The sequence below is a fragment of the Carboxylicivirga taeanensis genome, from assembly GCF_051851475.1.
GTDB lineage: Bacteria > Bacteroidota > Bacteroidia > Bacteroidales > Marinilabiliaceae > Carboxylicivirga > Carboxylicivirga taeanensis.
Genome location: NZ_JBPUSJ010000011.1, coordinates 40,473 through 65,919, shown reverse-complemented (window position 1 = coordinate 65,919; position 25,447 = coordinate 40,473). Strand labels below are relative to the sequence as shown.

23 protein-coding genes and 1 tRNA gene are annotated in these 25,447 nt (G+C 36.7%); 21 read left to right on the top strand and 3 right to left on the bottom strand.

Annotated elements, in window-relative coordinates; translation table 11 throughout:
* Positions 1-207 precede the first annotated feature (207 nt).
* From ACSX1H_RS15060 to ACSX1H_RS14960, 21 genes are all read left to right on the top strand, one after another.
* Positions 208-456, top strand: coding sequence for a DUF8691 family protein (locus ACSX1H_RS15060; protein ID WP_439185051.1), 249 nt, complete (start codon positions 208-210; stop codon positions 454-456).
* 33 nt (positions 457-489) lie between these two features.
* Positions 490-3,207, top strand: coding sequence for a LuxR C-terminal-related transcriptional regulator (locus ACSX1H_RS15055; protein ID WP_439185050.1), 2,718 nt, complete (start codon positions 490-492; stop codon positions 3,205-3,207).
* 174 nt (positions 3,208-3,381) lie between these two features.
* The gene (locus ACSX1H_RS15050) at positions 3,382-3,630 is read left to right on the top strand and encodes a DUF8691 family protein (RefSeq protein WP_439185049.1); all 249 of its coding nucleotides are present in this window, start codon (positions 3,382-3,384) and stop codon (positions 3,628-3,630) included.
* A 155-nt stretch (positions 3,631-3,785) separates the two neighbouring features.
* A complete protein-coding gene (locus tag ACSX1H_RS15045; RefSeq protein ID WP_439185048.1) occupies positions 3,786-5,240 on the top strand; it encodes a CoA transferase in 1,455 nt (484 codons plus the stop codon).
* A 216-nt stretch (positions 5,241-5,456) separates the two neighbouring features.
* Complete coding sequence (locus tag ACSX1H_RS15040; RefSeq protein ID WP_439185047.1) at positions 5,457-6,749, top strand: aconitase X; 1,293 nt, start codon at positions 5,457-5,459, stop codon at positions 6,747-6,749.
* Between the two features lie 85 nt (positions 6,750-6,834).
* Positions 6,835-7,284 (top strand): aconitase X swivel domain-containing protein, encoded by a 450-nt coding sequence (locus tag ACSX1H_RS15035; RefSeq protein ID WP_439185046.1) that lies wholly within the window; start codon positions 6,835-6,837, stop codon positions 7,282-7,284.
* A 161-nt stretch (positions 7,285-7,445) separates the two neighbouring features.
* Entirely contained in the window at positions 7,446-8,408 is a 963-nt protein-coding gene (locus ACSX1H_RS15030; RefSeq protein WP_439185045.1) for an acetoacetate decarboxylase family protein, read from the top strand.
* 16 nt (positions 8,409-8,424) lie between these two features.
* A complete protein-coding gene (locus tag ACSX1H_RS15025; RefSeq protein ID WP_439185044.1) occupies positions 8,425-9,066 on the top strand; it encodes a MarC family protein in 642 nt (213 codons plus the stop codon).
* Positions 9,067-9,182: 116 nt separating this feature from the next.
* Positions 9,183-9,509: an SDR family NAD(P)-dependent oxidoreductase gene (locus ACSX1H_RS15020; RefSeq protein WP_439185043.1), complete on the top strand. Its 327-nt coding sequence runs from the start codon at positions 9,183-9,185 to the stop codon at positions 9,507-9,509.
* Complete coding sequence (locus ACSX1H_RS15015) at positions 9,506-9,946, top strand: SDR family oxidoreductase (RefSeq protein ID WP_439185108.1); 441 nt, start codon at positions 9,506-9,508, stop codon at positions 9,944-9,946. The genes ACSX1H_RS15020 and ACSX1H_RS15015 overlap by 4 nt, the downstream gene beginning before the upstream one ends.
* Before the next feature lie 155 nt (positions 9,947-10,101).
* The gene (locus ACSX1H_RS15010; protein WP_439185042.1) at positions 10,102-10,521 is read left to right on the top strand and encodes a potassium channel family protein; all 420 of its coding nucleotides are present in this window, start codon (positions 10,102-10,104) and stop codon (positions 10,519-10,521) included.
* A gap of 131 nt (positions 10,522-10,652) precedes the next feature.
* On the top strand, positions 10,653-11,198 hold the full coding sequence (locus ACSX1H_RS15005) for an HdeD family acid-resistance protein (RefSeq protein WP_439185041.1): 546 nt from the start codon (positions 10,653-10,655) through the stop codon (positions 11,196-11,198).
* 626 nt (positions 11,199-11,824) lie between these two features.
* The gene (locus ACSX1H_RS15000; RefSeq protein WP_439185040.1) at positions 11,825-12,997 is read left to right on the top strand and encodes a hypothetical protein; all 1,173 of its coding nucleotides are present in this window, start codon (positions 11,825-11,827) and stop codon (positions 12,995-12,997) included.
* 1,414 nt (positions 12,998-14,411) lie between these two features.
* Positions 14,412-15,803, top strand: a complete 1,392-nt coding sequence (locus ACSX1H_RS14995; RefSeq protein WP_439185039.1) for an OmpA family protein — start codon at positions 14,412-14,414, stop codon at positions 15,801-15,803.
* A gap of 10 nt (positions 15,804-15,813) precedes the next feature.
* Entirely contained in the window at positions 15,814-17,826 is a 2,013-nt protein-coding gene (locus ACSX1H_RS14990) for an outer membrane protein assembly factor BamD (RefSeq protein WP_439185038.1), read from the top strand.
* Between the two features lie 662 nt (positions 17,827-18,488).
* Entirely contained in the window at positions 18,489-19,007 is a 519-nt protein-coding gene (locus ACSX1H_RS14985) for a helix-turn-helix domain-containing protein (RefSeq protein WP_439185037.1), read from the top strand.
* An 82-nt stretch (positions 19,008-19,089) separates the two neighbouring features.
* Positions 19,090-19,434: a cupin domain-containing protein gene (locus tag ACSX1H_RS14980; RefSeq protein WP_439185036.1), complete on the top strand. Its 345-nt coding sequence runs from the start codon at positions 19,090-19,092 to the stop codon at positions 19,432-19,434.
* 84 nt (positions 19,435-19,518) lie between these two features.
* Positions 19,519-20,019 (top strand): hypothetical protein, encoded by a 501-nt coding sequence (locus ACSX1H_RS14975; protein ID WP_439185035.1) that lies wholly within the window; start codon positions 19,519-19,521, stop codon positions 20,017-20,019.
* Between the two features lie 2 nt (positions 20,020-20,021).
* Positions 20,022-20,864, top strand: a complete 843-nt coding sequence (locus ACSX1H_RS14970; protein ID WP_439185034.1) for a formate/nitrite transporter family protein — start codon at positions 20,022-20,024, stop codon at positions 20,862-20,864.
* 334 nt (positions 20,865-21,198) lie between these two features.
* Positions 21,199-21,663: a sll1863 family stress response protein gene (locus tag ACSX1H_RS14965; RefSeq protein ID WP_439185033.1), complete on the top strand. Its 465-nt coding sequence runs from the start codon at positions 21,199-21,201 to the stop codon at positions 21,661-21,663.
* A 46-nt stretch (positions 21,664-21,709) separates the two neighbouring features.
* Entirely contained in the window at positions 21,710-23,266 is a 1,557-nt protein-coding gene (locus ACSX1H_RS14960) for an OmpA family protein (RefSeq protein ID WP_439185032.1), read from the top strand.
* Between the two features lie 246 nt (positions 23,267-23,512).
* Here ACSX1H_RS14960 and ACSX1H_RS14955 read toward each other — a convergent pair.
* From ACSX1H_RS14955 to ACSX1H_RS14945, 3 genes are all read right to left on the bottom strand, one after another.
* Positions 23,513-23,597 (bottom strand) — tRNA-Ser (locus ACSX1H_RS14955).
* Between the two features lie 275 nt (positions 23,598-23,872).
* Positions 23,873-24,532, bottom strand: coding sequence for a BamJ family beta-barrel-assembly machinery protein (gene bamJ, locus ACSX1H_RS14950; protein WP_439185031.1), 660 nt, complete (start codon positions 24,530-24,532; stop codon positions 23,873-23,875).
* A gap of 50 nt (positions 24,533-24,582) precedes the next feature.
* Positions 24,583-25,287 (bottom strand): SAM-dependent methyltransferase, encoded by a 705-nt coding sequence (locus ACSX1H_RS14945; RefSeq protein WP_439185030.1) that lies wholly within the window; start codon positions 25,285-25,287, stop codon positions 24,583-24,585.
* Positions 25,288-25,447 lie beyond the last annotated feature (160 nt).

Here is a 25,447-nt window from a genome sequence, read left to right as displayed (position 1 = left end):
TTGAAGTTACATTCCTATGTAGTTTCGTGACTATTATTTAACTTATTGTGAGGGATAAATTTATCTAAATCACTTCTTTTTCACTCCTTTGAGGGATTGTTTATTTCTTAACAGATACATAGTTTTGATATATCAATTATTTGCTGAGACAGACTAATAAATTCGTTCCGTTCTCGGGTTAAAAGTATCAAGAATATAAACGAAAATATGACTAAAGAAGTGTTTGAAGAATATGATTTTAGTAAGTCTGCTATCTATCAGATAGTAGTAATTGGGAAAATGGATAAAACTTGGTCTTCCAGATTAGCTAATATGCAAATTTCCCTAGAAACAAATATGGGTACCAAAAATGAATACTTCTTAGTTGGAAAGTTGAAAGATCAGGCCGAATTAATAGGTGTAATAAATACTTTATATGACTTGCATTTAACATTAAAATCTGTAGCAATGCTCTGATTGAAGCTGTAAAGAGAAGGAGGGTATCGCCAAATGGGACAACAAATATTAAAAACAAGATTGTATAAACCGCAAATCAATGGTAAACTTATTGAACGTAAGCAGCTTATAGAAAAATTAGATGCCGGAAAAGACAAATCCCTTTCCCTCGTAATAGCTCCTACGGGCTATGGTAAAAGTGTTATTATTAGCAGTTGGCTTGAAAAAACTAATACCAAATATTGTTGGATTACACTGGATGAGGAACTTAATGATTTTTCTAGGTTTTTATCCCATATGGTGTATGGCATAGAAATGCACTTTGAAGGGGAGTTTGATAGAATCCAAGAAATTTTGAGTGAAAATGATATTGCCTCGTTTGAAACAATTGCCTCTTTGTTAATTAATAAGCTCGATGAAATTGATGAGGAGTTGATTATTATTTTAGATGACTATCACTGGATTAGGAATCAAAAGATTAACGATTTAATTCATAAAATTCTAAAATACCCTCCTGAGAAACTTCACGTGATTATTATTTCCCGTTGGGATCCTACTTTGCAACTTGGATCGCAGCGTACATTTGGTTTGGTAAATGACATCCGGCAGGCAGATTTAAGTTTTGATTTATCTGAAGTAATGGAATTTGCAGGTGATATGCTTAACGAAGCCTTAAGTGAAGACGATTGTAAATTTTTGTTAGATAAGACCGAAGGTTGGATTGCGGGTTTAAAACTTGCTTTGTGCGACTTAAAGGGCTGTAATGGAATTTTAAAGCCAATTAATAAATTGGAAATTAACTATCAGTACTTTCGAGACTATGTGCTAGATCAGCTGTTTGAGAGGCAGTCTGAACATGCAAAAAATATTTTAATAGCGTCTGCTATAGCTCCATGGTTTTGTAAAGACTTATTGTGTGAGGTACTGGATAGTTCGGATGAAGAACTGCCTCAATTCGATTTCGATACTTTTGAGCATGTGGTAAAAACATGGCAGTTTGTTATCCCGCTTGATAATCAAGGCGAGTGGTATCGTTTTCATCAAATTATTCATGATTTTTTAGTATCTCGTCTGAAACAAACTTTCACTAAAGAAACAATTAGAAAATTACACCGAAGAGTTAGTTTGTTTTTTGAAAGGCAAGGGCAAATGGAAATAGCTATAAAGCAGGCGGTGTCGGCAGAAGATATCGATTTAATTGCAGATCTGTTTGAAAGAAATAAATATGCATATTTTAACAATGAAAAATCAAAACAAGTATGTCAATGGGTTGAATTGATTCCTGGAACATGGATCGAGCAACATCCTGAATTATTATTAACCCGTACGTTCTTGCATGAGCAAAATAATGATTTTGTGGCGATGCAAAGAGATTTTGCAACCTGTGAATTGTTATTAAGTAGTATCAAGAAGACGAATGTACATTTAAACCGATATTGGGGAGAGTACTATAACTGTCTGGCAATTATATCTTATACATCCGGGAATTCCGATTTAGCTATTGAATCTGCTAAAAAGGCTTTAAGATTATTAAAAGCATTTCCGGGTTTTATTAAAAACATCGCATTATATTATTTAGCAATAGCTTTTCAGGTTAAAGGGCAAGCTAGTAAAGCACTCAAGTTAATTGATAAGTACCTGGAAAGTTTCCCAAAATCAGATAACAAATCTCATATCCAGGTGCTTACAATCAGGGCTGTTGTTTGTGCTATGGAAGGGGATTTAAATATGTTAAATACTTCAGCATCAAAATTAAAGGCTTATAGTAAAAAGCATAAATTACAGGCTTCTTATATACGAGCCAATTATTTTTTGTTTAGTCTTCATTATCGTCAAAACAAACTATCAGAAGCTATAAATCTAGTTAACGATTTTGATGACCACATTTATTTTGGTTGGTCATTCATGATTCTAAACTATCTTTTTCTAAAGGGCTTTGCTTACAATGCACAGGGTGAATTTCTGGGATATAACCAAACTCTGAACCAAATAAATGAGTTTGCAAATGCGGTAGAGCATGAAAATATGGTGCCATTGATTAATGCCTTTAAAGCTGAAATTGCCTTAATGCATGGTGATTATGATAAGGCGCTGAAGATAAGTCAAGAGGCTGATTTTGAGCCTTACGAACCCTTTGGATATTATTATATCCCTCAATTAACCAAAGTGCGGCTAAGTATTTATTCAGGGCATAGGGAACAACAGAATGAGGCACTGGAGGTTTTAGATGATTTGATAGAGAAAGGAAGAGCCAGGCATTTACACAACTTACTGGCTAAAGCTTTGCCGTTAAAAGCGGTATTGTTGCATATATTAGGCAAGTATGAAATGGCTAATCTGGCTTTGGAGGAGGCCGTTTGTATTTCTAGACCGCATGGGTATATTCGAAACTTCCTAGATCTCGGAAAATTGATGCATTCGATGATAAATACATGTCTTCGCAAAAGGCCAGATGATTTGTTCTTAATTTCAATTGAGAAGGCATTCAATCCAGACATAGAAATATGTCACACATTTGAAAACTTACAGTGTGCTGATACTGTTAAGCCTGGTGCCGACTTGAAGCTTTCAAAAAGGGAAACAGAGATACTTGAGTTGCTGTTCCTGGGATATCAGAATAAAGAAATAGCCAATAAGCTTTTTGTTACAAATGAAGCTGTTAAAAAATCTTTGTATCGATTATATCAGAAATTAGAAGTTAATAACCGTTCTAATGCGATATTAACGGCCTTGAAATTAGGGGTTGTAGCCCATAAAGAAGTCGTAAATTAGATATTTAAATCAGCATCGTTTATATTTTGTGATATGGTCTGAGTTTTATTCCTCAAATAGCTCAGCCTATTTTTTTGTCCACTTTCTATTTTTTTTTGTCCACTAAAGGTACTTGAACCGTCCATTGGTTTTATTGAGTTTTGTATTGTTCGTAAGCAATATTAAAACAGTGTTATGGCAGAGGATACAAGCGAACCGTTAGTGCTTTCTTTTTACAGCCTAAAAGTTCAGGGAGTAATTAGTTTAAGTGATTTAAACTATTTTGAAGATATGGACATTCGCTTTCTCACCAGCAAAAGAGGAGAAAGGATATCAATTTTAAGCGGTCACGTCAAAGATCAATCCGCACTCATTGGGATGATTAATATGCTTTATGATTTTCATTATCCCATAATATCCATCGAATCATCTATGGAACCTTAAAATAGTTAGTTATGAAGTTAGTGGGTTGATATTTCTAGTGGGATTTACACTTTGGAGTTCCGATAAATTAATGAAACAGCTAATCATCAATAATGCTAACTGTAATATTATTGAAATAACTTAATTGTCTCAGATATTCTACTAAATAAAATATTATGAAAATTGATCAAACCATAGAAAACCATGATGATTTGTTAAAGGTCATTGATAACCTCCTAGATGATATCGGTCTTAAACGTACCGATTTAAAAGGAAAGGTGACTTTTGAAGGACTCGACCCTATTCGTCCAACAGTGCTCAAAGTTGGTGCCGGTGGAGCCGCCGTTGGTGTTGCTAACTCTATTGCCAGTGCCTTGCTTTACCAGGAGAAAACTGGAAAAGGTCAGGATATTCATGTGGATTTACGTAAGGCCTGGGCCATCCATAGCAAATGGCAGGATATTTCGTTTGATTGTTGTACAGTTAATGGTCATTCCTACTTGTTGCAGATGAGTAAGTTTGGTGAGCATAGTAATTGTCACTTTTTGCCAACGCTGGATAAGCGCTGGATAATGGTTGATGCCAATTATCCATCTCAAATGATGAAAATGTGTCTTATCTTTAATTCGGGCTATAAGTTTGAACAGTTAGCCGCCTCTTCTGTAAAGCGCACTGCCGATGAATGGGAGGCAATGGGTAATGCAGCTATGGTGCCAATTACGAAGGTGCGCACCCAGCAAGAGTTTAAGGAATCGGAGCAGTGGCAGGCACATATCACCACACCACTTATTCACATTGAGAAAGTTGGTGACAGTGCACCAGAGTCACTTCCTAAAGGTCCTCAACCTCTTTCAGGTATTCGCTCATTGAGCATGGTACATGTTGTAGCTGCCCCACATACTCAGTCTTTGCTTGCGGAAGCCGGTGCAGACTGCCTCAATCTTCATCCTGTCGATTGGTTTGAGCAGCCAACATTCTTATTGAACTGTTTTACGGGGGTTCGTCACTCAGCTATCGATCCGCTTAATGATCGATCAAAAATTTACCGGTTGATTAAAGAAGCAGATGTCTTTGTGGAAAATCTACGTCCCGGCTTAGCAGATCGTCAAGGTTGGTCGGCTCAGCAACTATCAGAGATACGCCCCGGTATTATTCAGGGGAGTATAAAGCTTAATGTGTCAGGTCCCTACTCCCAAATGCCGGGGTTCGATTTCAATGCTGCTGCTCTGACGGGTTTGTTTACCGAAACAGGTACACCAGATCAACCGGCCGCCCCTAATGCTGTGAATGTTATCTGCGACCTTTTTGCTGGCAGGCTACTCGCAGCCGGAATCCAAGCTGCATTGCTCCGTCGTGCCAGAGAAGGGGGCAGCTATAAGGTGTCCGTTTCACTGGCACAGGTTTGTACCTGGTTCATGAGTTTAGGGTTGATTCCTAAAGTCAATTTACTTGATATCAGTAGCCTAGGACCTGAGCATCAATGGAAGAAGCCGGATACACAAAGTGGAATAACTGCTTATGGAGATACGACTGTTATGACTGGGCAAGTTGATATGTCACTTACACAGCCCCGCTGGAATGACCCCATCGTATCAGTTCCCGGTTCAAGTTACCCGGAGTGGTTAAGATGAATAAAGCATTGCGGTAACGATCGTTAAATATATTTCAATAACAAACAACACAAAATTGGAGGAGTTTTTAATATGAAAAAAGAAGATCTATTAACTGGTAAACACGAGTTAGACAAACATTTGAGGGTTGCTTCAGATCCACATGGTGCTATGTGCACTGGTACAGGTCACGCGGCGGTTCAAGGCAATCACGATTCAATCCCTAAAGGGTATAAGATGACACTCACAAAAGAAGAGCAGGAAATATTGGACGGCAAAAAAGGAGAAGTGCTGGCTAAGGTGATGAAAACAGTAGTTGCCTATGGTGAAGCATTTGGAGCTTCTAAATTGGTCGCTCTAGGTGGAAATCCACATACTGTCCTCCTAGGAGGTACATCTGCTGTTACACCTGTAATTGACATCCTTAATCAATGTGCTGATGCAGGGTTAAAAACGTATGCTGACTATACTATAAACCCAAGGCCATATGATTTTTATAATGTTGAGGTTGAACCAGATCATCAGTTAAAGTTGCAAACAATGTTCAGTACTCAAACCGAACTAGAAAAAATGCATGTGCGTTTGGGAGCAAAGAATTACAATTATTGGAGTTGCGCTTGTTACTGGCCTGAGGTGGGTAATGCTCCTGCACACGGGACCAATTTGGCTTGGTCAGAGTCATCAGCTGTTAATTATGCTAATTCTGTTTTGGGGGCACGATCCAATCGTAACTCAGGTGGTATTGAGATGCTGTGCAACATATTAGGTAAGGCACCCTATTTTGGTTTGATGACAGATGAGGGACGTCAGGCGAAGTGGTTGATTGAGGTTAAAACGAAGTCTGAGCCCAGTTGGTCTGTTTTGGGTGGGGCAATTGGTATGAAGGTAACAGAAGAAATTCCCTACATTGTTGGAATCGACAAATACCTGCATCAGGTAGATAATTTATCTATGGGCAAGCTCAAGGACATGGGAGCTGCTACAGCTACGAATGGTGCCGTTGGGCTCTATCATGTAGAGAACATAACGCCAGATGCGATAGATCATGGTCGAAAGCTATTAGTTGAAGACTATAAAACCTATGTTATTGATGACGCAGAGATAGAGCGGGTGCGCAATGACTATCCAAACCTTTGGACCAAGAAGGACGCCAAACCAACACGGGCTTTTGTTGGATGTCCCCACAATTCTTTTCATCAATTGTATGATTGGGGAATGAAAGTTACCCATGAATTAGCTAACAGAGGAAAGAAAAAAGTTGCTATTCCTTTACATCTTCTTTGCTCTACACTCGTGAAGAATCATTTTCTGGATAAACACCCAGAGCTTGTTCGTGATATGCTGCGAGCAGGAATCACCTTTACCAATAGTTGTCCGCTCACCTTCATGGGTATTCCGGGCATTATCCAAAAGGAGTTTGCGGTAACTAACTCTAACAAGGCTCGTGAGTATACCAACTCCCGATTCTTTGAAGACGAGGATATTTTAGAGATTGTTGTTACAGGTGAGATTCCAGAGCGAGCAAACTAAAGGAAAAGTGAGAGGCAGATCGGTTAGCCGAAACTGATTCATGAAAACCAACAAATAACAAAACAAATTAATAAAATTAAATAAGATGGCTAAAAAAATATTTCACGGACGCCCTATTCTTTCTGGAAAGATAGAAGGAGCGGCAACAGTATCGCATATTGGGCTAAATACACTTTCAACCTACAAAGCTAACGTAATAGGAGGTGTTAAAGATAAAGCACTCTGTACTGATGGGGATAATAAAGATTTATATAATAAGGATTTGAATGGAGCCATTCTTTGTCTCCCTCAAACAATTGGTTCAACAACTGGCGGTTTTGTTTTAATGGGTGTGGCTAAAATGGGGCTCGCACCGAAGGCTATGCTATTTGCTAATCATGTTGATTCACTTGCCATTGGTGGTTTGTTGATGGCTGACATATGGATGGAGCACCGGATTATAACCATCGATCTTCTGGGTTCTGAATTTTTGGAAGCTGTTAAAACAGGTGATCCCATCAAAGTGATGGAAGATGGTACTGTTGAAGTAGGTTAAAAGAAAATCAAAATTCAACATAATAGGCTATTTAAACGAAAGATAGTGGGAATGGAGTCTATTTGGCAGGTTTTTGAGCTTAAATCTAATACAGTGAGAAAAGAAAAATTCTTTTCTCACTGTAACCAGAGGTATTGTCGAGTCAAAATGGAGTTTTGCAAATGGTTGCGAACTCGGAATTATCTGGGCGGTCTTATTTGAAGCAAGAACATCAAATGTTGAATAATCAATTCGTAACCAACTATAAAGATACCAAACTCATGACTACAAATAAGAGAAGCTACAAACTTCTTCCCGGCAAGATTTTCCGTATGCCAACTTACTTTGGCCCAAGCACTGGTCCGCGACAAGGGCCTGGTGGTAAAACTTTTGAGGAAGAGAATAAAGAATGGCCAAAACAGACAGAGTGGGCAGTGAGTTTTTTAACAAACAAAGAGCAGTTATTCGCCCTTTGCCCCGAGAGTTTTATGCCATTTGGAGAGCCAATTGTTACTGTCAGCCTAACTGATATGAGGGGTATTCCCTGGCTCGCAGGCCGTGGTTATAAGATGCTGGGGGTAAGTTTTGATGTCGTTTTTGAAGGTGAGGAGGACAAGGCAGCTGGGCCATTCTTGACTGTGCTTTGGGAGAACCTGGCTGATCCAATCCTCTCCGGACGAGAGGAACTAGGGTTTTCAAAGATTTATTGCGAATTGCCTGATCCTTGGGAGTTTAATGGCACTACGCGTTTTGCGGCAAGCTGGTTAGGATATACCTTCTTGAATATGGAGTTCACAAACATGAAATCCGTGCCCGAAAAAAAACCTCCTTCATCTCTTTCTTTAGGCTCTGATTTACAATTAGGCATGCTGCACTATAAGTATATGCCTAGAACAGGTGATTTAGATACAGCTGATGTTGCTTATCCGGTGCTGACACCTGCCGATAATTCGAATGTTAAGGTGACACAGCTGCTTGAGGGGAGCGGAACAATAAAGTTTCATGAAGCCCAGTGGGAAGACATGCCAACACAATACATGATAGTTAATGCACTTGCGGCGCTTGAGGTGAAGGAGTATCGAGGAGCAACTATTCGACATTATCAGGGAAGTAAAGATTTAAGTGACCAGAAAATTCTAAGATAATACATAAACTATAACTATGTTTAATCCATTAGAGCTTTTTATTCTTATGTGGGCTGTTATAGGTCCGCTTAAGCCCACTGTGGTGCTTGCTGCTGCTGCTTCAGCTTCAGATGCTGGTGATGCTGAGGTTCGAAATGTCGCCCTCCGCGCAGTCGTAACAGCTGCTTCGATATTAGCTGCATTTATTGTTCTTGGCGAATTTGCACTTGATTTATTCAAGGTGTCTATTCCGGCTTTTCAGATTGGGGGAGCCTTGGTTTTGCTTGTATTCGCAATGCAAACAGTTATTGAGGACCCTGAGCGAGCAAAGCAAGAAGGACGGCATATTGCGTTGTCTTCAAATATGGCTATTTATCCATTAGCTATGCCTTTAATGTCCTCACCTGCTGTGTTGATTCTCATTATAAGTATGGTTGGTGAAAGTGATGGGTTTATACCACTTTTGCCTCTTATAATAAGTACTACAGTAATTCTGTTGATCAACTACTTATTTATGGGCAATTGCCTTCGTATTGCCCGTGTTTTAAGCCCTTCAGTAATGCTGACTCTCGGTAAAATAATAGCAATTCTGCTTATTGGTCTTGCTGTGGAACTAATGTTTGTCGGTCTTAATAGTTGGGGAGTGGTTTCTATAGAGGGGCTCAAGGTTAGTATTTAAGTGATCCGAATATTAGCCGATAGTTGTATTGACAAGTTAATAACTTAAGTCACTATTAGCCTGAATATTTACAGGTGTTATTTTAGATGCTATAGTTTTAACATAAACTAAACATTATGAGTGTTAATCCCAAACGAGTTATCATTACTGCGGCGGCAGATGGTATCGGTAAGGTCATTGCTGAAGCTTATTTAAAAATTGGTAGTAAGGTAGCTATTTGTGACTTACAAGAAGCCAAGGTTAGGACCTTTCTGAACGCACATCCAGACGCTATGGCTCAAGTTTGTAATGTAGGTGATGATGCTGAGCTCAGCGCATGGTTAGAGAATGCGCTTGAGTTTCTTGGTGGCTGTGATACATTGATCAACAACGCAGGAATTGCTGGGCCAACAGCACCAATAGAAGAGGTGACTCCAGAACAGGTTCGTAACGTGCTTATATAGGTCTCGTAGCACAATTTCACTGCATTGCAAAAGTATTACCTGTGATGAAAGCGCAAAAGAGCGGATTAATAGTGAACATGTCTTCGGTGGGAGGCTTACACGCATTCCCAAATCGCACGCCATACTCAGCTGCCAAGCGCGGGGTGCTTGGACTTACCGAGTCGTTGGCTGCAGAGGTTGGGGCATACAACATTCGCGTTAATGCTGTTTGTCCAGGTGTCATTTCAGGGGAAAGGCAGGAAAGGGTAATTGCCGCAAGGGCAAAGCTTGAGAATCGCGCTATGGAAGATGTTCGAAAAGATGTGCTTTCTGTGAATTCCATGCACACATTTATTCCACCAGAAGACATCGCTGGCTGCATACTCTACTTTGACAGCCCTTTTGGGGTGCGTGTGAGTGGACAGGTACTATCAGTTGATGGACATATCCCAACTTAACTCTAATGCATAATTGGTTAGAAATGATTTTTTTAGAAAGCGAATCATGCTCGTTGATTGTTAACGAACGTTTTCAATACAGCGAAATATACAGTTCTTTTTGGTAATCTCAGCGGTAATGATATTTACTCAAACTATTTATAACCTTAATAATAATGTTAAATAATACGCTTACTGGGCTGATGCTTATTGTCCTAACTTGTTTTATACATACGCTTGCTACAAAGTTAATTGTAAGTGTTTTAAATATGGACTGGAGTAAAATGAATACTATTCATCGAATAATTCGATTTGATTTCGTCATTGTAATAATTGTAATTGCAACTTTAGTGGAAGCATGGTTGTGGGCAGTTTGTTTATTAGCAAATGATGCGCTGCCAAACATTGAATCAGCTCTTTATTTTTCAATGGTAACCTATACAACACTTGGATATGGGGATATTGTTCTTGCTCCGTCGTCAAGGCTATTAAGTGCTTTTGCAGCCACAAATGGGATGATCATCTTTGGTTGGTCAACCGCAATAGTTGTTACATCACTTCAAAAGATATTTCAAAGCAACAGCAAAAACGTTTAGTATTATGAAAATAATATAGACAACTATTACAAGCAGTAAGATTGTTAACGAATTGACATCGAAAAGTATGTCTATTGTTTGTTCCCTGAAATACAAGTCAAATATATTAATACTATAAAATGTAATTTATTATGAAAAATTATTTTAAATACTGGTGGTTGACCTTTTTTAAGGGTATTGTTCTTCTTGTCCTTGCTTTTCTGGCTTTCTTTCAGCCTGCTACTATGTTGTTAGGCTTGGCCGTTTATTTAGGAGTCAGTTTACTTATAACTGGTTTTTTTGAAACCGCTGCAGCTATTATAAGTCGCAAGACAAATGATAATTTTGGATGGCATCTGGCAACTGGAATAATTGATATTGTTTTTGCAAGTGTATTACTTACAAATCCCGCCATAACAGCCGCAGTATTTCCTTTTATTGTTGGTTTCTGGATAGTGTTTTATGGAATTATGCTTTTTACCAATTCGTTTCGTGTAAAAAAGGCAGGATTTCAGAATTGGCCTACCGAGATGGTTGGAGGTATTTTGGCTGTTATCGTTGGTTATCTTGTTATGAGTAACCCATTTGTTGGTGCTCTTACAGTTACTTTCTGGATTGGTCTTGGATGTTTAAACTTTGGAATACTGAATCTATCAATAGCATTTCGATTAAGAACGATAGAAGCGAAAAGGCATTAGCTGGTCTAATATTGCTTTAACGTTTTAAACTATTATTTACCAAACAATATGGCAGAATATTACTACAGTTTATTGTCTTATTTTGTGAGTATCATAATATTTTAACTTTCACATTCCTAATGTTCAATGGACGTTTAAAACTCTCTTCTGAAGATGGAATAATATATTGGCGCAGTAGTGCAGTAACCATTAATTATAGGGGTATTGAAAAAGAAACTCTACAATCGATAACCTACGAACTGGAATCAGCCTGGGTACCTGGGCAGGCATATTACTTTGGATTGACACTTTAAGGCAATATTTCAGATTTATAGTGAGTAATCAGGCTAGTATTTGCAAGCTATTAATTGAAAGCAATAAATTGATGTGGCTCAACTTCAGTAGGTTCAATATTTACGGGTGGTAATTCAGATGAAATCGATTCGTCGACTCTTCAGGTAGCCATTGAATTTGGAGCATCTTTCATTGGAGGGCTGGAAAAGATATAATTCAAATACATTTACTTGTTTGGTGATCAAAATATAGATAAGCACATAAATCAAATAGCACATGATTATGCCTCAGATTAACTAAGCATATGATTACAATTTAAAAAGAAGATATGACATAGTATTAAATAAATGAAAATGGAGCAAGTAAAAAGCAATAATTATTCACTTGCAAAGGGAGGCCTACTTTACGTGATTATTATGCGGATCCGCTGTAAATTATTAACTAAATATAATCATAGAAACCGTGCAATTGTAATGGCCAGTTTAACATGGCTCCCTTTGGCTGTGCTATCAGTAGTTTACCTCTTTACGGAAGAAAGACCGGAGGGAATAAGTTTTTTTGAGGATATTACAATGCACACACGATTTTTAGTTGTGGTCCCTCTGCTTATTTTGCTTGAAAAACCTATTGATAATGTTTTTGCTCAATATTTAAAAACCACAGAACAGTTAATTGCTCCCAATTTGTGGAGTGATTTTAAAATGGCAATGATTCGAGTGGATAAATTTACTAGTTGTTGGCTATCAGAAGTTATTATTCTAATTATTATTTATTGCATGATTATCTTAGGATGGGAGGAGCTAAATATATTCCAGTCAGGAAGGGAGTGTTTTGTCGATTGGGAGAATGGTGATCTAACGATTGCAGGCTGGTATTTGATAATTTTTTCATTGCCTGTATATCAGTTTTTAATATTTAGATGGCTTTGGCGTTTTATTATTTGGACCTTTTGCATGTGGAAGTTTTCAGGATATAAATTTAAGCTTGAAGCAATGCATACAGATCAGATGGCTGGATTGGGCTATTTCAATTTATTCCCATTATATTTTAGTATGCTGGTAATGGTTGCTTCAACTGTTTATGCTTCAATAATCCTTATGCATATACTGTATGATGGGAGTACTTTGGTGGATCATTTATACGGAATCGTGTTTTACATTCTTTTTATAGATATCATAATCTATGCTCCTTTATTAATATATTTTCCACTTTTAATGGAAACAAAGACAAGAGCTATTCACAGCTTCGGTAGTCTCATCACGGAGCATAATGTAAGTTATATGGAAAGATGGGTTTATAAAAGACTGAAGAAGGAAACTATCTTAGGCTCGATTGATAACTCATCTTTAAATGATATCAATGGAAGCTATATGGCTGTAATGGACATGAAAATAGTACCGATTGATGTGCGGATGTTTCTTACAAGTTTGGTATTTATCTCAATCCCATTCTTTCCATTGGTTTTTACTTTATATAGTCCAACAGAATTATTTCGAAACATCATTAATGCAACCTTAGGGACATGAATTGCATGTTGAACTATAGAATAATATTTATTAATTATCTGTTTAAGAGTTATATATCTATTACTAGGATTCATTATTATTGTTTTTAACAATGGTTTTTTCAAATATGGTTAGGCCATATGTTTGAGCAAAAGTTTACCGCCAGCTCAAGCCTTATCTTTACAATTGCTAATAGTGAGTAGTGATTGTAATCCAAAACGTTGCAGGTGACGTTTCTAGTGCTGGTGGAAAAAAATACCGTAATACATAGATGCAGTTTTATCTATTTGAAGAAAGTTTCTATTCTATATGTCAATATTTAAGGTTAATTATTTGGCAGTGATGGCCTACCAACGTCATTAGCATAACGCTGCGTCATTTCTCTCCAATGGGGAGTTGTCACCATCATTATCAATAACTCAAAACAAGGTAAGAAAGGTGCCACTGTTGGGAGTTTTAAGGCACACAGTCCAATGGAACTAACAACCTAATATTAGCACGATCCAGCTCATCGGCGCAAAATAGTGCGTGAGGTAACCCTTGATATGACTGGTAATATTAACTTGATTGGCAAACAGTGTATGGAGAAAAGACCGATGGACGGTTTCGCAAAGAAGTAAAAAGTGTACTGTCAATGCCTGTGACGTACCAACAAGGTGTTAAACTCAAAGTAAAGACATATTTAACTCAAACTAAACTCATATTAAATTCGATTTTTAATGAGTTTAATGTGACTGAAATATGTAGTTATTATGACTTAATATTGAGGTTGTATTATGAATGCTATAAGGATGCTACATCCATAAAATTAAGAAGATAGGGTGTTAGCAGGCATGAGTATCCTTAGAGGGAATCGTAGAAAAAATTAGAGCTTGGAACCAGACTTTGTAGCTGATCCTTATTAAAGTCTGCTAATGCAAGAACCAGAGTGGCACATTGGTTTATACCAAATAGCACAATTGAGTTTCAAAGATTTTGCCGTAATACGACGAACTTTTGAAACGCATCACAATACAATTCTCAGTTACTTTACCGGCAGAAGCCTAATGCGGCAGCAGCATCACGCCATGCTAAAATCAAAGACTTCAGAAGACAATTTTGAGGCGTGTCAGATGTAAAGTGCTTTCTTTATTCCTTGTGTAACATTTATGCCTAGACCCAGAAATTGGAATTGGGCCCTTATTTTTTAAAAATCGCCCTTAGGTTTTTGCCGACTGCCTGGCAGGAGAAGCGCAGTTACAAGCTTTGATATGGACAAAGAGGGGCATAGCAGTTCAAACCACAGGTAGTAGGCAGAATTCAAGCTTGGATATAAAAAATTATAACTTTTTATGCAAAAATCCGTTTGCACGTAATGTTGGGGCACTTCCTACTTTAATCTTGGTATTAAGCGCACTAATTTATTTTATTCAAAAAAACATAATTTCATTTAATAATGAGGAAATTATATATAAAACATCTTATTGCATTAAGTGTAATTTTCACATGGCTTGATTCATATGCGCAAGTTGAGAATATGGTACTTAACCCTAGTTTTGAGGTATATGATGAATGTCCTAAAAGCTACACTCACACGAACAATTCTCATGCATTAATTCCTGACTGGACGTATCCAACGGCTACTACTCCAGATTATTTCAACGAGTGCGGTTCGGGCGAAGTAAAAGTACCAGATAATTTTGCAGGATACAGCAAGGCTAAATCTGGGCAAGGCTACGCAGGAGCTATTTTAAGTGGAAGTAATCGCAATTTCAGAGAATACATCCAGGGTACTTTAAGCGTCCCTATGGTTGAAGGTCAAAAATATTGCGTTTCATTTTGGTACAAATTAGCATCTAGAAGCAAATTTGCTATTGATCAGTTGGGTATGCATTTTACAACTACAAAAATAATTACTGACAATAGTTCATTTTTAAGTTTAGCGCCCCATTTAACCAACAAAGAAGGTTTGTTTTTAGACAATACAGAAGAATGGAACCAGTTCTGTCAAGTATATACAGCTAAAGGAGGTGAGCAGTGCTTTGTTGTGGGGAACTTTAATAATTACGACAATACGAACTATGTAGCTACTGGTCGTGATACTAAAAATAAAAGAGGCAAGGCTTATGCATATTACTTTTTTGACGATTTTGAGATCCGTCCGCTAGTTGATTGTAATATGTGTGCATGCGTTCCTAAAGGATTAAATGCCGTGGTTATTGATTCTTCTTATACAGGAGGTAAAAATCCTGTTACCGGTCAATTTGATAAAATAATAAATGATGGTACCATAAGCATAGAAATATCAGGTGGCGAATCTCCTTATAATATTGAATGGAGTAACGGAACAATCAATGCAACAAAAATTCAGAACCTAAAAGCCGGCTCATATACTTACTATGTAAGTGATAAAAACGATTGCCACACCGAGGGTACTGTTGTTTTTAAAGAGCCCATACTGCCTGAAGATGCTTTTATCGAAGGATTAAGAACTATTGAAGAAGGAGGTGCTCTTACTTTAAATAATATTTTCTTTGAAACAGCTAAAAGTACCCTTTTGCCAGCTTCATTTGAAGAACTGGATAAAGTAGTTAATTTTTTAAAAGAAGGAACCGTTAGGTTGATTGAAATTAGTGGTCACACGGATAATGTAGGTTCTGATCAATTAAATCAACTTTTAAGTCAGCAACGCGCCGAGGCTGTGGTTAAGTATCTTGTTAGTAACGGCATCAATCCTCAAACAATCAAAGCTGTTGGATATGGTGAATCCAGGTTTATAGACACCAATGAAACCGACGCTGGACGAGCAAAGAATCGTCGGGTGGAATTTGCAGTACTAAAAAAATAAGCTCTTAATTATGATTTCAAAAAAAATAAATATACTAATCCTATCACTGCTAATATCGGTTGTTAGTGTGGCACAGAATCCTAAAAGAATATTTACTAGTAATTTATTCAAAGGCATGGAGGCAAGAGCAAAAGCTGATATTGATAGTGAACTTGGTAAGGCTAAAGAAGATTTCGATAAAGTGTTATTAAAAGAGCCTGAGTCGGCAATGGCTAATTTAGGACTTGCTATTGTTTACTCATATGATAAATATTCGAACAAAGACTATTGTAAAGCGCTGGAATACTTTAATAAAGCTGATGTAGCTCAATCACAGTTTACCGACGGAGATAAAGACGTTGTCAATGATTTGGTTTTACAACAAGATAATAGCCGAAGAAATAGACCTTTTATTGAGAATATGGATTGGCTGAATCAACAAATTGAAGATAAACTGATAAAGTTTATACGAGAAGAAAAGGATTCAGATTTTGCCATGCGGTTTTTAGTTCAATTTCCCGATTCAAAATACTATCGCAATGTTTCGCATATTTTGAGTTATATAAAGTTTCGTGAAGCCGAAAATGAAAATACGGTTGCTGCATTTAATCAATTTTTAAAGGATTATCCTGAATCGGCTCAAGCTGATATAGTAAAAAAGATGCGCAATAAGTTAGCCTATCAAACAGCTATAAGTGAGGGGAAATTAAAAGGTTACCGGAATTTCGTTGAGAATTATCCTGAGGCTGAACATGTTATAGAGATTAAGAACCTTATGGAAGAAATGGCTTTTAAAGAAGCATGTAATAAACATACACTTGAAGCTATTGAGCATTTCATAGCAGATTTTCCTAATTCATCAAAAATATCAAAAGTAAAAGCCTTACAACAGGAATTGCTTTTTGAATGGGCAAAAAGTGAAAATAGCTTAGAGGCTTATAACAAATATGTGTCTTCATGCCCCGAAGACAATCGTTACTTTGATATTTTTAATCTAAAAGCCAATGTATTAGCAGAGTCGGTAGTTAAGGAATTTCCAGCGGAAGATTACCAGTTTGTTAAAGTATATGATAACCGAGAGTTTAATGATTTTGGCGGTGGAATTGCTCAACGTCCAGATGGCCAACTTGTAGTGGCTGCATCGTCGCGTAAAGCAGAGGGGGAAATGAATGATTCCTGGCTTTTAGGCTTAGATGCCAGTGGAAAAATGATTTGGAATAAGTTTTTAGGGAACCGTTTTGATGATACTGTAAATAAAGTTAGCATAAGTGCTCAGAACGAAATCTTCGTTGCAGGTATTACGGGTGCCATAGTTGATAGTTTGAAAGGCCAAGCGTGGCTTTATAAGCTCGATGCCAATGGTAACAATGTATTTAATCAAGGAATTGATATGGATGAAGTACTTGATTTTGTAGTTTATCCCGATAATAAAGTTCTAATTGCAGGCTATACTAAAAACACAAAAGAATCAACATTTACGCCTAGTTTAGTAAAGCTCAATGCTAATGGTAAAAAAATGTGGACTCGTGCATACTCAGGCAAGGGCAAAGTTTATCATTTAGCTGATGATGCGTCAGGTATTACTTATGTTGCTGCTGGCAATTGGATATTTGCTATTGATCAGGCAGGTTATTTAAAATGGGATATTTTATTGGATCAAGACATAAAATATACCGCTGTAGGGATAAACACGAACAATAAGCTAGTTTTTGCTGGTTTAAATGCTTCAGGAGCTGTTGCAAGTGCATATGATATAGGTGGGGAGAAGATTTGGGAATCTCCAATTAGTATTTCTGAAAATGGGAATATAGAACAAATTATAACTCTACCAGATAATAGTTTTGTTATTGCCGGAACATTTAATAATAAAATAAAGGTAGTACATATCGATGAAACAGGTGGTATTAAATCAAAAAAGGAATTTAGTTTGCCGCAAGGAATTCAACTCAACGATTTAACAGCCACTGATGGTAATTTTGTAGTAATTAGCGCTACTAGCTTAACGGAAAAAAGTGATGTAATTGTATTTAAAATGGGGCTATAAATATTCAATAGTTCTTTAGAAAATTAAGACGCAATGGTATCGTAAAGCAAAAGTTCTGAAGTCCTTTTTATATTTATTGGCGGGTACGAATGATTGGTTGATGGGCCAGTTATGGACGTGCAATGCACTTATTTTGTCGTTATTCACAATATAGCGTATATAGGCACTGTCCCGGTAAGTGTGTAAGTTCATATTATGTAGAATAGCTCTAGAAATTATCAGGCCAACGTTAGCGCATTGGTTTAACCCGATAGAACAGTTGGGATTCGATGTTTTTGCTGCAATACGATGCACCTCTGAAACACATTATGATACAATTATCAATTACTTTACCGGCAGAAGCACTAATGCAGCAGCAGAATCTTCAATGCTAAAATCAAAGACTTCAGAAGACAAGTTAGAGGCGTGTCAGATGTAAAATTGTTTTTTTATCGTTTTGTGTAAAATTCATGCCTACACCCAGAAATTGGAACTGGTCTGAATAAACTTAATTGAATTTGAAAGAGCTATTGATTTCACGAACAAACAGAAAATACAATGGATTCTTTGATATATAGCCTTAACTTGTAGAATAGTAAATTCAATACTTTATTGTTAGTTGTAACAATTTATTTATTCAAGTGAAAATTTTCATTAAAAATATGGTATGTATACGCTGCCAAATGGTAGTTAAGAGCGAACTAGAAAAATTAGGGCTGGAATATACTGTTGTGAAAATTGGAGAAGCAAACATTAAAGAACAGATACCTGAAGAAATATTGAGACAATTAGATGTTGAATTAAGAAAATCAGGACTGCAACTGATGGATAACAAGAAAAGCATCCTGGTTGAACAAATCAAAAATGCTATTATTGACTTGGTACATTATACCGATGATCAAATAAAAGTTAACCTTTCCGATTATCTTGGTGAAAAGCTTAATCACGATTATACTTATCTCGCTAATCTTTTTTCTGAGGTTAAAGGAGTAACTATTGAACAATTCTACCTAAACCATAAAATTGAAAAGGTAAAAGAACTTATTGTTTACGATGAACTTAACCTCACCGAAATAGCCTACAAAATGCATTACAGTAGTGTGGCTCATTTATCCAATCAATTTAAAAAGATTACAGGTTTAACACCAACTCACTTTAAGGAACTTAAAAATAAAAGGCGTGATACGCTTGAGAATGTGTGAATGTTGTAATTTAACTTTGCAATTGTATAACCCTTTTTGGGGTTGGCTGGGATACCTTTATATTAAATAAAAGATAAAGCGTATGAAAACCACGGAGATAGAAAAATCAAAAACGCATATTTTAATTGAAATTATTGAATATGTTCCTAATTCAGTGGTTACAAAAACAATCATTCGGAAAACTACTGGTAATGTAACGGTTGTTGCTATTGATATGGGAGAAGATCTAACTGAAAAAATTTCTCCATTTGATTCATTCATCCAGATTATTGAAGGTAATGCAGAAGTGGTGATTGATTCCCAATCCAACTTACTGAAAACGGGTGAGGGAATAATTATTCCAGCCCATACCTCCCACAATGTCAAAGCAAACGAACGATTTAAAATGATTTCAACTGTTATTAAAAGTGGTTATGAAGAATTCTGATTTAGGATTAATTTACCTGTTATAACTTATGATAGAGATAAATTTAAAAGGTTGAGATTTATATAAATTATTGCCATCTTATATTTGTTAATAGCAGCATATTCTTGCAATTACAAGAAGAAAAATACTAAAGAAGATTTAGTCAATTCTAAAGTTGAAAATAAAACAAGAGAGAAATACATTATTAAAGAAGCAAAACAGGAAGGCAAAGAAAAATTGCAGCTAATTGAATTAACGTGCATATCTTCATTGAGTTATATAGGGTTAGCAAAAGGTTTGAAAAATAAGATTATTAAAAATGGAGGACTTACGTATGGAGTGTTTCTAGAAAGAAGTCTGCAAGAAACAATGAGAAAGCAAGGCCGGTATTCGAAGACCTATGACTTTACATTTTATGAAATATATGAAGAAAGACGGTTAAACACTTATCGTTTCTCATTCAATCCTGAAAGCACGACGTTATTTGAACATTCTATTTTAAAAGATAGTTTAGTCCCAATGGATTTTAATGGGTCTATATTGCACAAGTATGATTACCTGAACAAATCCCAACGAGTTTTCTTCAACTATATGCTTTATAAATAACTATGGTACGGTTGGTAAACAAACTAAAAGAAGCTTTAAATAAGCCTAAGCAGATTAATGAAATACTTGATGAGCAAATTGAAACTGGTTTACGAGAACACAAGCGGTCAAATCAAGATTTATTTCTCTCAGCCATATCAGCAGGCTTAGAAGTTGGATTTAGCGTGTTCCTCATGGCTTCTATTTATAGTTTGTTCAATGAAGTTGTTCATCCATCAATGCTTCATGTAATGCTGGCAATTGCCTACCCTCTTGGATTTATATTTGTAGTGATTGGTAAATCCGAACTCTTTACAGAGCATACCAGCCTTGCGGTAATCCCTGTTTTAAGTAAAGATGCAACAATAAAGAGCCTATTGATACTATGGGGGGTAGTTTATCTCGGGAATTTATTGGGAGGTTATATTTTTGGATATATTCTTTCCGTTCTTCCTGAACGACTGAATGCTATAGATAATGGAGCATTTTATGGATTGGCAAAAAAATTAATACACCACCCTTGGCATATCATTGTAGGAAGTGGAATTCTGGCCGGATGGTTAATGGGTTTGTTGTCATGGCTGGTTACTTCTTCGCAGGATACTTTAAGCAGGATAGTAATAATAACCTTAATTACTTTTGTAATTGGGATAGGCGGACTACACCACTCTATTGTTGGTTCCATCGAAGTGTTTACCGCATCTTTAACAAGTATTGAAATAACCTGGAAAGATTATCTACACGTTCAAACATCGGCAACCTTGGGCAATATTATTGGAGGGGTTGTATTTGTTGCATTCGTAAAATTTAGCCATGTAAATCCACGAAATAAGCATTATATGTCATCTGATAAGAAAAATAAATAAAGCAGTTATCTCATATAATTGAATTCCCACATATTCGTAATCAATAATTTCAGCGTTTGCAATTATTAAATTTACGAAAAGCATCCCATCTAATTTATAGACCAATAAAAGTCTAAGAATAATCCCGATAATTAAGCTAAATGACAGGTAGCATATTGACTTGGTATGCCTACCAATATTGCTCTATACTATAAAGTTAGCTGTAAAAAGGTGTGAATGATGTAATTAATACACAGAACTATGTAATGCTTTTTTTGATAGATAGCCTGACCTTTGTAAAGTGGAATTATATCCACTACTGTATTGCCAGTTGCAACAACTAAAAATTGTAGTTATGAAAAACTCAACTAAAGCTTTAGGAGGCATCCTATTGCTAACAATAGCATTGCTTTCCGGTGGTTGTCAATCATCAAATCAAAAAATTAAAAATGCAGAAGATAATGTACAGGAAGCTATAAAAGATTTGGAAGATTCTAAAAGAGACTTGCACGAAATACGATTAGATACAATTAGTAACTATGAGCAATTCAAAATAGAAGCTGAAAAGTTAATTGCTACACAAGAGAAAAACATAGTCGACTTGAAGGCGAAAATTGCCAAAGAAAAAGAAGGTCTTAAACAAGATTATGAAGAGAAGTTGATAACGTTGGAAAGTAAGAACAACGAATTAAAAAAGAAACTTGCTGAATATAAGGATGAAGGGCAAGATAAATGGAATGGTTTTAAAAAAGAATTTAATCATGATATGAATGAATTGGGCAAGGCGTTTAAAGGTTTGACTGTAAATGACAGTCGCTAGTAAATTAAAGAGGAATAAATTTCAGAACAAATAAAAATGATACATTATGAAAAATTCATTTATTCAATCGAACAAAATTGTTGTGTTAAGCTGCCTGTGTATTTTACTTGCCAGCACCAACAATTTTGCACAGCAGACAAAAAAAACCGTGTTTAAACAAGCTAATTCTGCTATGGAGAACGCGAAAGTCATGCAAGCAGATATTCTTTCTCCATTGGAATTTGATAATGCCATGGATCGATATAACAAGGCAGAAGATAAATTTGATAAACAGAGAGGGATTGAAAAAGTAGAAGAATTGCTGACTGAGTCAGTTAATTATTTCAACAGAGCGGTAGATTTTAGCATTTCGGCTAAAATAATTTTTGCAAATTCTTTAAATGCCCGTGAAGATGCAATTTCGGCCGGGGCGAATTTATATGCCAGAGAACTGTGGCTTGATGCAGAAAAACAGTTTAAGGAAGCAGCAGAACAACTGGGAAAAGGGGATAGAGACGATTCTTACGAAGCATCTGTTGAAGCCATCGCTATTTATCGGAAGGCAGAATTATCAGCCATAAAAACAGATTTACTGGCTGAAACCAGAAGATTGTTAAAAAAAGCCGATGAAATGGATGTAGCCGATAAAGCTCCAAAAACCCTAAAAAAAGCGAAAAGCCTGTTAGCTGAAGCTGAAAAGCAACTCGAAACAAGTCGTTATGATATGGATTATCCTCGCACATTAGCAAAACAAGCTAAATACGAGGCCAAACACGCTATCTATTTGTATAAAACTATAAATACAATGGAGAATAATAATCAGGAGCTGGAAGATGTGATTTTAGGTATGGAAAAACCGATTATGACCATTGCGGCGACAAGTGGATTTGTGGCAGAGTTTGACCAAGGTTTTCATAAACCCAAAGAGCAAATAGTTACCTACGTAAAAGATTTGCAAGAAAAAAACTATGCCCTCGATGCAAAAAACATTGAACAGAACTATATGATTGGGCAAAGAGATGATAATATAAAAGTTTTGATTAAAGAAAGAGATGTGCTTAGTACTGAATTCGAAATGGAGATAGGTAAGCGCACAGCAGACATGAATAAAAAAATGCAGGATATTGAAAATGAAAAATCCATGCTTTCAAAAAGAGTTTCTTATCAAGAAAAAATTAATGAAAGATATGAATTAGTAAATCAACTATTTGAAAGTAAAGATGCATTGGTATTTCGTTCAGGAAACGATGTTATTATCAGAATGCAAGGCTTTGGCTTTGATGTTGGCAAATCTAATATTAAACCTGAATACTTTAGTCTCTTAACAAAGGTTCAAAGTGCCATTAGTACTTTTCCCGAAAGTAAAGTTATTGTGCAGGGCTATACTGATTCCTTTGGAAGTGATGATTCGAACTTAAAATTATCGCAGGAGCGTTCCGATGCTGTGACAACATATTTGAAGGCAAACATGGCTTCACTAAATGTTGGAAATATAAGTTCTGTCGGATTTGGTGAGAACAATCCAATTGCAAATAATGAAACAGTGGAAGGTAGAAGCAAAAACCGCCGTATTGATATAATTATTAATAATGATGAAACTATATTCTCTCAGTTAGAAAAATAACGTACGTAACAAATATTAGACAGTGATAATATAAATTCAACAGCATAAAAAATTTACTTGATGTAATTAAAGGGCTATTGGTTCTTACCCGAATAATTGTTTTCATGTGATTTAGTTACCATTCAATGTCGTTTTGAGGCATATTATGAAAGACATACAAAATGAAAAGGCATAAAAAAAAGTCCTACAACTTATTGAAAGTGTAGGACTTGTCTTTTCTGTGTCTTTTATTGACATTTTACTCAGCGGAGAGAGAGGGATTCGAACCCCCGGTACCTCGCGGTACAACGGTTTTCAAGACCGCCGCATTCGACCACTCTGCCATCTCTCCAAGTCGATATACGTGAAGTGCATTTAGCACTTTTTGTTTCCATTAAATTCTGAAGCCCTTTACTCATGCGGCTTCTGTGTTGTTATCTCTTTCGATTACGCTTGCAAAAGTAGAGATTATTTTTGAACTGCAAAATAAAAATAGACTAAAATAAGTGGGCTTTTTACGGTAGGTTTTGTAAGTTTTTAGGAGTTAGTTGTATAGCTCAAATATTTTTTTCAATAAAAAAGGGTAGCTTTTGATGAGCTACCCTTTAATATCAAAAATCAGATTGTTTAGTTCTGTGTTGTTTCTACTTTCAGCAGTTCCACTTCAAATACTAATGCTGAATAGGGAGGGATAACCTGGCCGGCACCATTGGCCCCGTAAGCCAACTCATGAGGAATATAGAAGATGGTTTTTCCGCCTTCTTTCATTAACTGTAAGCCTTCTGTCCATCCTTTAATAACGCGGTTTAAAGGAAAGGAGATAGGCTCGCCTCCTTCAGAGCTGTCGAATACCTCTCCGTTAATTAATGATCCTTTGTAATGTACTGTTACCACATCAGTAGCTGCAGGTGCTGCGCCTTCGCCTTCTGCAATAACTTTATATTGCAGACCGCTTGGGGTAGTTACTACACCTTCTTTTTTAGCATTCTCTGCCAAAAAGTTAATGCCTATCTGTGCTTTTGCTGCAGTGATTGCTTTGCTGGCATCTTCCAGGCTTAGTTGTGCCGTTTCATTCATGGCTTCACGTACACCGGCTGCTACTAAATCGGAATTCAATCCAGTTTCTGATGATAATTCGCGGGCCAGCATTACTCCATAGCTATAGCTTAAGCTGTCGGCCTGGTTAGTCAATTTAGCAGGACCTGTTGGAGCACTGCAGCTTTGAGTTAATACCAATGCTGCAAAAACTATTGCAGCAGCGCTTATTCTTGTAAGAATACTTTTCATGTGATATACTGTTATAAATGTAAATTATCTGATAGTACTATTCTGCTTATTTATCCTAAAATTAGAAATATGGCCGGACGCTTATTGATATCTGGCAGTTTGTTTTTCCATTGGGCAATGGTTTTGGTTTGTATCAGCTCTGTTTCAAGCGTGATATCGCAGGCGATACACAAACGTGTTTGCGGGCGACAAACTTTTACTAACTCCTGCAGCAGCTTCATATTACGGTAAGGTGCTTCGATGAATAGTTGTGTCTGCTTTTCTCTTATTGAGCGTTCTTCCAGATGCATAATGTATTTGCCAACTTCATCTTTTTTAACGGGCAGATAACCATTAAAAGCAAAGCTTTGCCCGTTTAGCCCAGATGCCATGACCGATAAAAGGATGGAGGAGGGGCCAACCAAAGGAATGACTCTGATATTTTGAGAATGGGCCAGTTTAACGATATCGGCACCCGGATCTGCTACTCCCGGACATCCGGCTTCGGACAGCATGCCCAGGCGGTGTCCGTTGTTGGCAGGATTCAAAAAGCTGGGAATATCATTGATGTTGGTGTGCTTATCCAGCACATAAAAAGTTAACTCTTCAATCTCAATTGTTCGATCTACCTTTTTCAGGAAACGGCGGGCTGAACGGATGTTTTCTACCACAAAATATTTAATGGAGCGAATGATGTCTATGGTTTCCTGCGGAAGGTTGCGTTCAATAGGGCTGTCACCAAGGGTGTTGGGGATAAGGTATAACTGACCTTTCATACTTACTGCTATTTGTGTTAATATCGGAACCATCCGATTGTTAATGGCTCAAAAGTAATCAAATGACAGCTTCCTTGCCAAAAAGATTTGAATATCGATTTTACTTAGAATAGTTCTAAATAAAATTTGTAAGTTTGCTCAACCTTAATTAAAATAATAC